12 protein-coding genes and 1 tRNA gene are annotated in these 13,822 nt (G+C 33.3%); 2 read left to right on the top strand and 11 right to left on the bottom strand.

All coding sequences use genetic code 11. The annotated features are described in order from the left end of the window. Nucleotides 1–126 precede the first annotated feature (126 nt). Nucleotides 127–201 (bottom strand) — tRNA-Pro (locus AC3Y25_RS20040). A gap of 177 nt (nt 202–378) precedes the next feature. On the opposite strand from AC3Y25_RS20040, the gene trxB reads away from it, so the two are divergent. After that, a complete protein-coding gene (trxB, locus tag AC3Y25_RS20035) occupies nt 379–1,326 on the top strand; it encodes a thioredoxin-disulfide reductase (protein ID WP_489903955.1) in 948 nt (315 codons plus the stop codon). A gap of 126 nt (nt 1,327–1,452) precedes the next feature. On the opposite strand, the gene AC3Y25_RS20030 is transcribed toward trxB, so the two are convergent. The 5 genes from AC3Y25_RS20030 to AC3Y25_RS20010 form a co-directional block, all read right to left on the bottom strand. After that, nucleotides 1,453–2,313 carry a GIN domain-containing protein gene (locus AC3Y25_RS20030; protein WP_489903954.1) on the bottom strand — a complete coding sequence of 287 codons (861 nt, stop codon included), beginning with the start codon at nt 2,311–2,313 and terminating at the stop codon, nt 1,453–1,455. A gap of 83 nt (nt 2,314–2,396) precedes the next feature. Beyond that, complete coding sequence (locus tag AC3Y25_RS20025) at nt 2,397–3,131, bottom strand: head GIN domain-containing protein (protein WP_427875125.1); 735 nt, start codon at nt 3,129–3,131, stop codon at nt 2,397–2,399. 3 nt (nt 3,132–3,134) lie between these two features. After that, the gene (locus AC3Y25_RS20020; RefSeq protein WP_427875123.1) at nt 3,135–4,898 is read right to left on the bottom strand and encodes a PspC domain-containing protein; all 1,764 of its coding nucleotides are present in this window, start codon (nt 4,896–4,898) and stop codon (nt 3,135–3,137) included. Between the two features lie 3 nt (nt 4,899–4,901). Continuing rightward, nucleotides 4,902–5,234 carry a PadR family transcriptional regulator gene (locus AC3Y25_RS20015; RefSeq protein WP_008464689.1) on the bottom strand — a complete coding sequence of 111 codons (333 nt, stop codon included), beginning with the start codon at nt 5,232–5,234 and terminating at the stop codon, nt 4,902–4,904. 126 nt (nt 5,235–5,360) lie between these two features. Then, nucleotides 5,361–5,840: a DUF4870 domain-containing protein gene (locus AC3Y25_RS20010; RefSeq protein WP_248728122.1), complete on the bottom strand. Its 480-nt coding sequence runs from the start codon at nt 5,838–5,840 to the stop codon at nt 5,361–5,363. A 231-nt stretch (nt 5,841–6,071) separates the two neighbouring features. On the opposite strand from AC3Y25_RS20010, the gene AC3Y25_RS20005 reads away from it, so the two are divergent. Beyond that, entirely contained in the window at nt 6,072–6,524 is a 453-nt protein-coding gene (locus tag AC3Y25_RS20005) for a DUF4442 domain-containing protein (protein ID WP_250837311.1), read from the top strand. A gap of 133 nt (nt 6,525–6,657) precedes the next feature. Here the strand turns inward: AC3Y25_RS20005 and AC3Y25_RS20000 are convergent, their stop codons facing one another. The 5 genes from AC3Y25_RS20000 to AC3Y25_RS19980 all read right to left on the bottom strand — a co-directional run bounded on the left by AC3Y25_RS20000 (nt 6,658) and on the right by AC3Y25_RS19980 (nt 13,822). Then, nucleotides 6,658–6,819 (bottom strand): hypothetical protein, encoded by a 162-nt coding sequence (locus AC3Y25_RS20000; RefSeq protein WP_250837310.1) that lies wholly within the window; start codon nt 6,817–6,819, stop codon nt 6,658–6,660. A gap of 119 nt (nt 6,820–6,938) precedes the next feature. Beyond that, on the bottom strand, nt 6,939–7,955 hold the full coding sequence (locus AC3Y25_RS19995) for a DUF4062 domain-containing protein (RefSeq protein WP_489903953.1): 1,017 nt from the start codon (nt 7,953–7,955) through the stop codon (nt 6,939–6,941). A gap of 202 nt (nt 7,956–8,157) precedes the next feature. Beyond that, on the bottom strand, nt 8,158–10,404 hold the full coding sequence (locus AC3Y25_RS19990) for a multicopper oxidase family protein (protein WP_489903952.1): 2,247 nt from the start codon (nt 10,402–10,404) through the stop codon (nt 8,158–8,160). Next, nucleotides 10,404–12,938 (bottom strand): heavy metal translocating P-type ATPase, encoded by a 2,535-nt coding sequence (locus tag AC3Y25_RS19985; RefSeq protein WP_489903951.1) that lies wholly within the window; start codon nt 12,936–12,938, stop codon nt 10,404–10,406. Before AC3Y25_RS19985 ends, AC3Y25_RS19990 begins: the two co-directional genes overlap by 1 nt. 323 nt (nt 12,939–13,261) lie before the next feature. Then, a complete protein-coding gene (locus tag AC3Y25_RS19980; RefSeq protein ID WP_489903950.1) occupies nt 13,262–13,822 on the bottom strand; it encodes a helix-turn-helix domain-containing protein in 561 nt (186 codons plus the stop codon).

The following is a 13,822-nucleotide window of genomic DNA, read 5'->3' as shown; positions in this document are numbered from 1 at the left end:
TTCTATATCATTAGTTTGACCAATGTAGAACTTTTCTTTTTTAGCGCTGTAAAGAATATAAACGAAAAACATAAAGTGTAAAATTTTAAGAAAAACAAAAAGCCGAACATTTCTGTTCGGCTTTTGTCGGGGTGGCAGGATTCGAACCTGCGGCCTCCTGCTCCCAAAGCAGGCGCGATAACCGGGCTACGCTACACCCCGAAGATGTAATTTTGTTGTAGTGCCCGAAAGCGGATGCAAAGATATAAATAAATTTGATTTGTAAAAGAAAAAAAATGAAAATAAATAAAACTTATTTCCACATAGCTATTTCAGATTTATTTTAGACGTTATTTTTTATAATAAAGTTTACATTTGCAACTCAAAAATACTATTACTATGTCAAATACAATCGAAAAAATTAAATGCCTTATTATAGGTTCTGGTCCTGCAGGTTATACTGCGGCTATTTATGCGGCTAGAGCTAACATGAATCCAGTATTATATCAAGGAATGCAGCCTGGTGGTCAATTGACAACTACTAATGAGGTTGAAAACTTTCCTGGTTATGTTGATGGAGTAACAGGACCTGAAATGATGATTCAGTTACAAGATCAAGCCAAACGTTTTGGTGCAGACATTCGTGACGGATGGGCAACAAAAGTTGATTTTTCTGGAGATATTCATAAAGTTTGGATTAACGATACAATCGAATTGCACTGTGAAACCGTAATTATTTCTACAGGTGCTTCGGCTAAATATTTAGGATTGCCATCAGAACAACACTATTTAAATATGGGTGGTGGAGTTTCTGCTTGTGCAGTTTGCGACGGATTCTTCTACAGAAACCAAGATGTTGTTATTGTTGGAGCAGGAGATTCTGCTTGCGAAGAAGCACATTACTTATCTAAACTTTGTAAAAAAGTAACGATGTTGGTTAGAAGCGAAAAATTTAGAGCTTCTAAAATCATGGAAGAGCGTGTTCGTAAAACTGAAAATATCGAGATTTTAATGAATCATGATACGGTTGAAGTTTTAGGTGATAATAATGTGGTACATGCTGTTAAAGCTTTAAACAAAACAACTGGCGAAACAATCGAAATTCCTGCAACTGGTTTCTTCGTGGCAATTGGTCACAAACCTAATACAGATATTTTTAAAGATTATATCACCCTTGACGAAACCGGTTATATCGTAAATACACCAGGAACATCTAGAACAAATGTAGATGGTGTTTTCGTAGCTGGTGATGCTGCAGATAATGTATACCGTCAGGCAATTACGGCTGCGGGTACAGGTTGTATGGCTGCTTTGGATGCTGAAAGATATTTGGCTTCAAAGGAGTAAGTTAAAAAAGTTTCAAGTTTCAGGTTTCAAGTTGTTGGAACTTTGAAATTTTTGTAATAAAAAATCCCAGTCTAAAATTTTAGACTGGGATTTTTCTTTTTCATTATATTTTAAACTTTAAAGAGTTTACAATGTCGTTGATTTTGCTTTTGTTGCGCCTGGCTTTTTAATCAGTTTTGCTTCTTCGCTAAAGCGCGTAAGGTCTATTTTTGGATCGCCATATAATGAGATTTCAGATTTGTCTCCAGCTGCTATTGCAATAGTAGTATCTGCTAAAATAGTAGCAACGGCAGAACCTTCAGTGGTAACATTTGCATCTTTCAAAGTAAATTTTGTTCCTGTAAAAACAGAATTATTGTCTAATCTAATAGTTGCTTTTTCGGCAATGCCTTCAATTGCAGCAGTTGCTCTTTGATACAAATCACATTTAAATTTTACAGCAGAAACCAATGTTTTAACCACGGCATTTTTACTCAATTGTAAATTTCCGTCTTCGGCTTTTAAGTTTAACTCTGTTTTAGATTTATCATCGGCAATTAGAGTAAATCTCTTTGCATTTACATTCAGATACAATTTAGAATAATCAACGCAATTCATCGTAATATCATCTAATTGCAATTCCTGAATAGCATAAACAATAGCTTCATTTTTTGTGATTACTTTATTTAATGATTTAGTATAAGTAACCTTAACAGATAATTTCTTGAATATAGAAGATTCTTTATTGGTATATAATCGAAGTGTTTTTTCTCTTAAATCCATTCCAATGATATCGTGAAGATTGTCATCGGCTTCAATTTTAATTTCGTTTTTTTCTCCTTGTTCCAAATAAACTTCAATATTATCATCGACTTCAAGGGCATCAAAACTTCCAACTTCTTTTACTGAGGTTGTCACAATTTTAGAACCTTTAATTTTTTCTCTTTTTTGAGCGAAAGTCAGTGTCGTAACAAATAATAATAGGAGCAGGGCTGTACTTTTTTTCATTAATTCTAGATTTGATTTTGACAAATATAAAAAAATCATCCACTTTTGATGAATGATTTCGTTTATATTTAACAGTTGCTTTTTTAGCTTTTATTTACACTCCCTCCAGATGTTGCAGATTTTTCAATAGTTTTTGGAGTGCCGCTATAGTTAATATTTCCTCCACTAGAAGCATCTGCTTTTAAGCTTAAGATTGGTTTTACAGAAACTGTTCCTCCGCTAGAAGCATCTGCCTGAACCTCATTAGCCATTAACTTTTCGGCATCAATACTTCCTCCGCTTGAAACAGAAGTAGTAAGGCTTAATGCTTTACCTTCAATATCTACAGAACTTCCGCTTCCAGCATCTATTGCAATTCTATCCGATTCGATTTTAACATCCATCGAAGCTGCGCTTGAAGCTTCTAAAGTAATGTCTTCGCCCTGAACAAGTCCTTCAGTTTCAACACTTGAAGCACTTGAAGCTTCAATTTTATGAACAACAGGCATTTTTACCGTTACTTTTTTTGATGTAATGTTGCGGAAAGAGCTGTATTTGCATTCTATAATAAGTGTTCCGTTTTCTACTTTAGTAACAATTTCTTTTTGAAGATTATCATCAGCTTCAACGGTAATTTCTGTAGCATCAGACTGTACAATAACCAAATCGATAGTATTGCTTACAGAGATGTTTTTAAACTCTCCTTGAACGGTTCTTTTTTCTGTTGTAACATTACCGCTTCCTTCAATTGCATTCATGTTAAAATTACACGAAGCAAACAATAAAGCAGTTATAGTTATGATTATAAATTTCGTAATATGAATGATTATTTTTATCATGGTTTAGTTAATTTTGATTATTACTCCGTTTTTATCAGTGGTTAGTCTTCCTTTAGTTTTCTTTCCGTTAATAACTTCTTTTCCGTTAATTTTAACCGAAACTTCTCTTACCGTATCATTGGCTTCAATTTGAGCATCATTAATGGCATTATTAACTTCTTCGTTTATATTCTCGTAGTCCGTTTCATCATTGTCATTATCCTCATCAGCAGGACAGTTTAAACATTTTACTTTAGACCCGATAACTTTGTAATTGTAATCTCCGTTGTAATTTAATTCAAAGAAATTGTCATCTGAGTTATAGTAATCTCTTATAGAAGAATCTGGTTTAACTAATTGCCCTTCTGGTAAGTAAAGATAGATGTCAACTTCTTGACCTCTAAATTTATTTTTTACATCTGTCAGAAAATAGTTATCCAAAATTAAATGATTTCCGTTAACTTGAAACTTATAATCGATTTTTTCTGCTCTTTTTTTAGCATTTGTAAAAGAGTTTCCTCTTGCACTTTTTTCAATCTGCATAAACGGAGCTGATTCGTCTGTGTGTAATACGTGTATACGTACATCATTAGAATAAATCAGTTCTTTATTTGCAGAATCTTGTACAAACTCAAATTCTCTATAGTGGTTCAAGCTTTTTGTGTAATAATCATTGTACTTGAACTTAATATATAAAGTATCAGTAGGTTTGATTGCCAGAGCTTTTTTCTCTACTACTTTATTATCGTATGAAATTTCAGTTGCCTGTTTGATTCCAATACTAGTAAGAATTGCGATAGAAATAATCCAAAGAGCTAAAAGCGTATATTTTGTGATGTTTCCGATTGATTTTAAATTTGGAGATAACAGTTTAAATCCTAAAAGAGTCAAGAAGAAAAACGGAATTCCAACTGCAAAGAACATTAACAATCCGAATGACCAAAGTGGGTATTCTGTAAAGTTTCCAGCTTCAATAAAATTCTGCCAAGGGAAATCGATGAAAATATTGGTTCCTAAAGTAAAAACTCCAATTAATAACATGATTAAGGTAGAAATCCCTGAGATAATTAGAATTACGCCTAAAAATTTAGCAAAGATTTTAAAAACCGTCATGACAAAGTCTCCAAATGAACTACTTATTCTCCCAGCTCCCGACTTTACCTGGTTTCCCATTTTATCATAATCCGCATTTTTGAATTTCTCAGAAAGCGAATCAATTTCTTCTCGAACTTTTTTTTCGATATTAGAAATGGTTACTGGCTCTCCCGTCATTTCTAATTTTTCAGATGTTGTAACAGCTTCTGGAGTTACAATCCATAGAACGAAATAAGCTAAAATTCCAGTTCCAAAACCTGCAAAAACAAAGATTAAGAATATGATTTTGATCCAAACGGCGTCAATTCCGAAATAATGTCCTAAACCTGTCGCTACACCGCCAATCATACCATTTTCTTTGTCACGATATAATTTTTTGTGTTTTCTTGCACTGTAGTTATTAAAAGATTGATTTGCATTTTCTTCGTCTTCAATTCTATAATCTTCTGGTTGACCCATTACCGCAATCACTTCGTCAACATCTTTCAGTCCAACAACATGTTTTTCGCTTTTTTGTTTTTCTGTCAACAATTCAGAAACACGCATTTCGATATCTTTAATAATTTCGTCTTGTCCAGATGAGTTGTTAAGTGATCGTTTTATAGCGTCAAAGTAGCGTGTCAATTTTAAGTATGCATCTTCATCGATGTGAAAAAACATCCCGCCTAAGTTAATATTTACTGTTTTGTTCATGACTTATTGATTTTGATTGGTGATTAGATTTACGGCGTCAGATAATTCTGTCCAGGTGCCGCTAAGTTCGTTTAAAAAAGTTTGTCCTATCTCGGTTAGCCCATAATATTTTCGTGGTGGCCCAGAGGTCGATTCTTCCCAGCGATAATTAAGTAAACCGTCATTTTTTAATCTAGTTAACAACGGGTAAACGGTTCCTTCTACAACTAGTAATTTTGCGTTTTTTAAAGTGTCTAATATTTCAGATGTATATGCGTCTTTTTCTTTTAGAACTGATAAGATGCAAAACTCAAGAACACCTTTGCGCATCTGTGCTTTTGTGTTTTCAATGTTCATAATTTCATTTTGTTTTTTTTTGATTGAACAATTCGTTTTTTGATTGATGATAATTTGATTGATGATTGATTGCGAAACTTATTTGATTTGATTGATGTTTCGACTATAACTTTTAATTTTTTAGTGTCACTTTATAAAAGGAATCGTAAGCGGATATTTGTATAATTCTCCGTTTGAAGCTTTTATTGAAGCATAGATCACTAAAAAGAATTCAACGAATTTTAAAACTCCAAAAAGGACCACAGCGGTAATTCCAACACTTAAAAGTCCAATGTTTGCTTGAAAGTTAAAGTTTCTAATTACAAAATCGTCGTCATTAAAAACAGCTTCTAACGGAAGATTCTGCAAAAAAACAGTAACGAAAATCGGAATAGCAATAAGTGCTAAGATCAAACTGTAAAGCAAAATGCTTAACTGAAAATTTAAAGCTTGTTTTCCGTGATGATCTGCAAATTCAGACTTGTCTTTATAGTTTGTCCAAATGATTAGCGGAAAAATATAGTTCCCAAACGGAATTATATATTGGCTTAAAGTACTCAAATGAGTAAATGATGCGGTATTCTTTTCTGATGTTTTTTCCATGATGAGTGGTGTTGTTGTTTCCATAATTAAAAGTATATAGTAATTTCTTATGCAAATATATGTCTAAAAGACAGTATCTTGTTTTGCATAGTACCAAATATTAACAAAAAATTAACAAATTTAAAACAGTGAAATAACCTTTAAAAGACTGAAAATCATTCCGAATCCCTGTATTTATTGGGAATCTTTTGATATGCGAATAATTTATTGTGCATGCATAGTTTTTTTGTATTTTTACAAGAAAAAACAAATCATATGGCACTTTCGGTCTCAAAACTTAACAAATTCGTCTTGTTCAAATTACCTTCTGCATACTTTTGTGGTGTGCGTGTAAAAGCAATTGATAGTGATAGTTGCATTGTAAGTGTCAAGCATCGCTGGATCAATCAGAATCCGTTTAACTCCATGTATTTTGCTGTTCAAGCTATGGCGGCAGAGCTTACAACGGGAGCTTTAGTGATTTCTCAGATTCAGCAAAGTGGAAAAAAGATTTCGATGTTAGTAGCCAACAACAAAGGGAACTTCACAAAAAAAGCGACAGGAAGGATTACTTTTGTCTGCAATGACGGGCATTTAATTACAGAGGCAATAAAGAAAACCATAGAAACTGGAGAAGGACAGACGTTCTGGATGAAATCTATTGGAACAAACGAAGAAGGTGTTCAAGTTTCTGAAATGGATTTTGAATGGAGTATTCGAGTTAAATAGTTTTTTTGCCGCGAATTCACGAATTACAATTTAAGAACTTTGTCAAAGTTTTAAACTGTGACACAGTTTTTCAACAGTATAAAAAAAGGCCTCAAATATTTTTGAGGCCTTTTCCATGAAATCATCATTTCAATTATTTTTTAACACAACAAGACTTTTTATCTTTCTTCTCAGTTGATGTTTTTTTGCAACAAGATTCCTTTTTTGCTTTTTCTTTTGTTGCAGGTTTTGTTTCCTGAGCCATTACACCGATCGAAAATAAAGCAACTGTTACTACCGTGATAACTTTTGTCATTTTTAAATGTTTTTTAGTGTTAGAGATTATAATTGGTAAATCAAATATAAACTGATTTTGTATCTGTAAGAATAGTTTGATTGTTAATATTTTGGTAAAAGTGAAAAGTAATTTATTATTTAGTTTAGGTTTTGGATGTTTTCAGGCAATTCCATCTTTTTAACTGCTCTTAAGTTAGTTATTAAATCATCACCTTTTTGGGTTAATTGCCAATATGTACTAGAATCTTTAAGAGATCTTTTTCTAATGCTTTTTTCTATTAATCCTAGAGCTTTCAATTGTATTAAAACTGATAAAAAACTATCCTTTATTATAGTAATATCTTTCTGTTTAGGTAATGTGTCTTTGATTACATGAGTTATATAAGAGCTTATAAATGATTTATAATCTTCTTCTTTCCCTTCGTCAATTAGAATAGTGCATGTTTTTGAAAATAAATCATTCCATTTTAAATCAATAGATGTTGAAATATAATTTCCTTTACCATCTAATTTATAAACATATTGAATTCTAAATAAATCATCATCTTGAATTAAATCTTGATTTTCCTTATTAATCGAAATTTTTAGTTCTTCTTCTAACTCATGAATTTTTTGTTTCAGTTTTAAAATTTCTAAGTTGGCTTCATCGGAACTGATTTGATCAGATTTAACCCATCCAGTTCTAGGCTTCGTTTTTATTAATTTAACTAAACTTCTACTTACTACAGAACCTAATTCCTCAGGAGAACTCCAGAATTTTGTCATTTTTTCTGATGCCTTTGATTTAAATTCATTCAATTTTTGTTCTTTGATAGAATCTTTATCTGTTTTACTAATAGGAATTTGATCGGGAAATTTTGGCAAAAATGAAATAACGGGAACGCCTATTGAAATTGCGTATTCGTATTCCATTTGTGTATAACTAATATCACTTTTACTTAAAGAACCGTATCTTCCTCCAAGAATTAAAATATAATAGTCTGATTCATCAATTAATTCTTTTATCAAAGTCCATTGATCATCATCTGTTGCAGGAAATAATTCCATTCCAATTGGAATACAATCTAATTCTAATAAAGCCTGTATTACTTCTTTTCTTTCTTCGATGAGATCTTTATATGTAGAGCTTACAAATACTGAATATTTTTTTATCATCTTTTAAATTGTTTAGTTTTTTCCTTAATATAATGTTTAGTGACTAAATTTCTTATGAAAGGAAATTAAATTCTTCGGCAATTTATAAATAATATATCTATTAAATATTAAGTAGTTGTACGTGTTTTTTTGAAAAACATAATTTAATAATTTTCTAAAATCCTATTGCATTTTATGATGATTATATGGTTCAAAAAACAAGTTAGTAATTCAAATTAACCCCAAATCCAATTCCCATGTCGCTGTCATAATGCGTCGTAATTCCGAAGTTTCTAGCCACGATATATTTCAATCCCGCCATATATTCTTTATCGGTATTCCACATTAAATTCATGCGAAGTCTTTGCGAAAGCGGAATATCTTTTCGCTCAAACTGAAAACGAACATTTCCATCCGTATAAACCTCAACTTGTGCTTTTATGAGCATTGGTAAAGTATATTCAAGACCTGCACTAAAAACCGAACGATTGTCTTTGGTGTTTTTTTGACCAAAAAGATTTTGTTCCTGTTCGTCCATTCCCATTTTTCGATAACGCCAGTCAAAACCAATAAAAGGCATCAGCCACTGATTTTTACCAATATATCTTCCAATGTGAGTTTCTGTTTCGTAACCATGTTTGTCATTATAACCCAATCTCCATTCGGTTCCAATACTCCATCTGGTATTGCTAAACATGGCTTCACCATCATTTCCGTTGGTTGCAAAATCATTTTCAGCCATAAAATGAAACATACGATCGTCCATTTTCAACATTTTGAAAGCCATTTCTGGATGATGAATCAATGGATTTGGAGCTGAATTTTCGTAACTAAAAATTCTTCCCATTCCAGCCATCATGTGGTATAAAATATGACAGTGAAAAAACCAGTCGCCGTCGGCATTTGCCTGAAATTCGATGGTGTCGGTTTCCATTGGCATAATATCAATGACATTTTTTAACGGAGAATAATCGCCATGTTCATTCAAAATTCTAAAATCGTGTCCGTGTAAATGCATCGGGTGACGCATCATCGAACCATTGTATAAAACGATGCGAACGTTTTCTCCTTTTTTAATTAAAATTTTATCGGTTTCAGAAACTACTTTATTATCTAAACTCCAAACGTAACGATTCATGTTCCCAGAAAGCGTAAAACGTAATTCTTTTACAGGCGCATCTTTTGGAAGATTGGTTTTAAAAGGAGATTTCAGCATTCCGTAATTCAAAGTCACAATTTCGGAGGTTTCAGTACTGTCACTTTCCATTTTCATGTCTTCCATATTATGATTTGAATGATCCATAGCAGGTTTTGCATTCTTATCTTCACCCGAAATTTCGGGATACATTACGGCATTCATGTCCATTTTGTTCAAAGACATATTCATGCCCATGTCGTTCATGTCACCGTTCATTTTCATCATATCGTTCATCATTTTCATGCCTTCAAAATATTTTAATTTCGAAAGATGATGAACGGGCTGTTTTTCGCCATTTCCTAAAAACAAAGAGGCAGATCCTGTTCTATCTTCGGCTGTAGCCAAAAAGGCAAAAGATTTATGGTCTTCGGGAATTGTAACCACAACATCATAGGTTTCAGAAACTGCAATAATCAAACGATCGACTTCTACAGGTTCAACATCATTTCCGTCACTAGCTACAACGGTGATTTTTCCTCCACCATAAGTCAGCCAGAAATAACTGGAAGCACCTCCGTTTGCAATTCGCAATCTTACTTTTGAACCTGGTTTAAGATCAGAAAATTGTTGTTCATTTTGACCATTAATGAGAAACTTTTCATAATAGACATCGCTGACATCCATAGCATTCATTCTTTTCCATTCGTTGGTCACTTTGGTCGAAAAATGTCCTTGTTTTATGGCTTCGGAGTAACTTTGTGTTGTTCCTTTTTTAATTGCAAACCAATCGTTGGCATTGTGCAGCATTCGCTGAATATTCTCCGGTTTAAGATCCGACCATTCGCTTAAAATAACTGGAATAGTAGGTAAATCATCAATGCCTTTTCTAATAGTTGAATCGTCTTTTTTCTTGTTGATGATAAAAAGTCCGTACAAACCAATTTGTTCCTGCAAACCAGAATGGCTATGGTACCAATACGTTCCGTTCTGAATAATTGGAAAAGTATATTTATGAGTTGTTCCAGGTTCAATCGGCATTTGAGTTAAATACGGAACACCATCTTCTTTATTAGGTAAAAACAATCCGTGCCAATGCATTGAAGTTGTTTCTTTTTTTAATTCGTTATGCACGTAAATTTCGGCAATATCTCCTTCGGTAAAAGTCAGAGTCGGCATCGGAATTTGTCCATTTACCGCAATCGCTCGTTTTTCTTTACCCGAAAAATTGACAATTGTGTCACGAACATGCAAATCGTAACGCACTACTTTTTGCGCCTTTAGCTGAAAAGCAATTAAAAAAAGTACAAGTATATATTTGATTTTTATCATCATTATAATTTTAAATTTCTCAATCGCAAAGCGTTTACAATTACTGAGACAGAACTCAAACTCATTGCAACAGCGGCCAACATCGGCGAAAGCAATATTCCTAAAAACGGATATAAAATTCCTGCCGCAATTGGTACACCCAAAGTGTTATAAATGAAAGCAAAGAATAAGTTTTGTTTTATGTTTGACATTACAGCATGGCTGAGGTTTTTAGCTTTTACAATTCCGTTTAAATCGCCTTTTACCAAAGTAATTTTAGCACTTTCTATCGCAACATCAGTTCCTGTTCCCATTGCAATTCCAATGTTTGATTGTGCTAAAGCTGGCGCATCATTGATTCCGTCTCCCGCCATGGCTACAATTTTTCCTTGTGCTTGAAGACGTTCGATTTCTTTTAGTTTATCTTCTGGAAGACAATCTGCTTTAAAGGAACTCAGATGCAAATGTTCAGCAACAGCTTTTGCGGTATTATGATTATCGCCCGTCATCATGATAACCTCAACACCTTGAGCGATTAATTCTTTAATGGCTTTTGCACTGTTTTCTTTGATAGCATCGGTAATGGCTACGAAGCCTAAAACGCTTTTTTCAATGGCGATGTACGAAATAGTTTTTCCTAAATTCTGTTCAGAAATTACTTTTTGTTCTAAATCATTAGAAACAGAAGCACCAATTTCAGCCATTAGTTTTTTATTTCCTAAAGCGACACTTATGTTTTCTATTGTTCCTAAAACACCTTTTCCTGCAATAGTTTCAAAACCTTGAACTTCTTTGAATGAACTATTTTTTGCTTTCGCGAAATTGACTACAGCTTGCGCCAAAGGATGTTCGCTATGATGATTTAAAGAGGCAATGTTTTGAAGTAGAAAATCTTCCTCATTATTAATTGAATATATTTTTTCTACAGATGGTTTTCCTTCGGTAATTGTTCCCGTTTTATCAGTAATTAAAACATCAATTTTATTCATGTTTTCCAATGCTTCGGCATTTTTGATCAAGATTCCGTTTTGTGCTCCTTTTCCAACCCCAACCATAACCGACATCGGCGTTGCCAATCCGAGTGCGCAAGGGCAAGCAATAATTAAAACGGCAATCGCATTAATTAATCCGTAAACGTAAGCGGGTTCTGGACCAAATTTTGCCCAAAGAAAGAATGTTAAAATCGAAATGATCACAACTGTCGGCACAAAATATTTAGAAACGCGATCGGCTAATTTCTGAATTGGAGCGCGAGATCTGCTGGCATCATTTACCATTTGAATAATTTGCGACAACATGGTTTCTGATCCTACTTTTTCTGCAATCATCACAAATGATTTTGTACCGTTTATAGTCCCGGAAATGACGGCATCGTCCATTTTTTTATCAACCGGAATTGGCTCTCCCGTAATCATAGATTCGTCGATGCTGCTTTCGCCAGAAGTTATTTTTCCGTCAACCGGAATTTTCTCTCCTGGTTTTACACGAAGTAAATCACCTTTTTTAATATTATGAATAGAGATTACTTTATCTATTCCGTTTTCAACCAAAGTCGCTTCAGTTGGTGCTAATTTTAATAATTCTTTTATGGCTCCGTTTGTTTGTCCGTGAGCTTTGGCTTCCAATAATTGTCCTAATAAAACTAAAGTGATAATTACGGTCGCAGCTTCAAAATACAAATGAATGGTTCCGTGATGTGATTTGAATTCCGATGGAAAAATATCTGGGAAAAACATTCCGACAATACTAAATAGGAACGCAACACTGGTTCCAATTCCAATTAAAGTAAACATGTTTAAATTCCAAGTTACAATAGATTTGTAAGCACGAACAAAAAACATCCATCCTGAGTAAAATAAAACGGGAATCGAAAATAAAAGCTGAACCCAATTCCACTTTTCGATAGACATTATATTATAGAGTGGATTATTCGGAATCATTTCTGACATGGAAATAATGAAAATTGGAAGCGTAAACAAAATAGCAATTTTCATCTTCTTCAATAAATCAGAATAGGTTTTGTTTTCTTCACTTTCAGAAGCTTGCATCGGAACCAAATCCATTCCGCAAATCGGACAATCGCCTGGTTCACTTGAAATGATTTCGGGATGCATTGGACAAGTAAATTGTGTTGCGGTTATGGCAACTTGCGGTACTAAGTCCATTCCGCAAACTGGGCAGTCTCCAGGTTTATTGTATGTTTTGTCACCCTCGCAATGCATGGGGCAGTAATAAACGCCATTTGCACTGTGCTGATGTATTTTTTTAGTTTCTGTTTTATGATGATTGTGATGCTCTTTTTTATGACTAGAACAACATGATTTAACTGCTGTTTCAGAATGGTTTTTAGGAGAATCCATTTCAATTGTATAATTTCCCGCTGCAGATAAAACTTCCTGAAACTTTTCAGTAGGAACGTGCTTATCCATCGTTATGGTAGCCGTTGGAGGATTTAAAGTTACTTCCGCCTGAACGCCTTCAACTTCATTTAAAGTTTTTTCTACTTTGGTTCGGCATCCGTTGCAAGACATTCCTGAAATTATATATTGATGAGTCATTGTATTGGTTTTTAAGTATTACAATGCAAATTTCCGAAGTATCTGCGAGTTCAGTTTGTAGAATTTTGGGAATGATTTGTAAGATTTACGAAATGCTGTTTTTTAACGCAAAGGGCGCAAAGAATTTACGCAAAGAGCACTAAGTTTTGTTTGTTTAAAGATTAGAGAGTTCTCAAAGCTTTGCGCATAAAAAGTTAGCCACAGATTAAAAAGATTAACACAGATTTTAAAATCCTTTTAATCCTTATAATCTGTGGCTAAATAAAAAAGTCTATGCGAACTTTGCGTAAACCTTTGCGCTCTTTGCGGTTAAAAATCAAAAACTATATATTCTCAATCTGAATACGCATTTTATCTTTTGATTGCTTGAAAGAAGTAGGAGTAAAGCCTGTAATTTTTTTAAATTGATTACTCAAATGAGCTACATTACTGTAGTTGAGAATATCTGCAATTTCGCTTAACGAAAGCTCATTATAAATCAATAATTCTTTTACTTTTTCAATTTTCTGACTGATGAAATACTTTTCAATCGTGGTATTTTCAATTTCCGAAAATAAGTTGCTTAATGAATTATAATCCTGATTTAAGTTTTCTGCCAAATAATCAGATAAGTTAATTTTAAGTTCGTTGTTTTTATGATGAACTAAATCGACAATCAGATTTTTTATTCTTTCGACGGTTTTTGTTTTTTTATCGTCAATTAAATCAAAACCTAAAACTTGAAGGTTTTCTAATAGAACTTCTTTTTGCTCGTCGCTAATTTCTTTTTCCAGTTCGACTTCACCCAATTCAACAGAGATAGTTTGAAGTCCGAGTTTTTCGAACTCAGACTTCACTACCATTTTGCATCGGCTGCACACCATATTTTTGATGTAAAGCTTCAT

This window comes from Flavobacterium sp. LK-23 (assembly GCF_058135255.1).
Note: the sequence above shows the minus strand (reverse complement) of the source record. Positions and strands in the feature narration are given on the sequence as shown.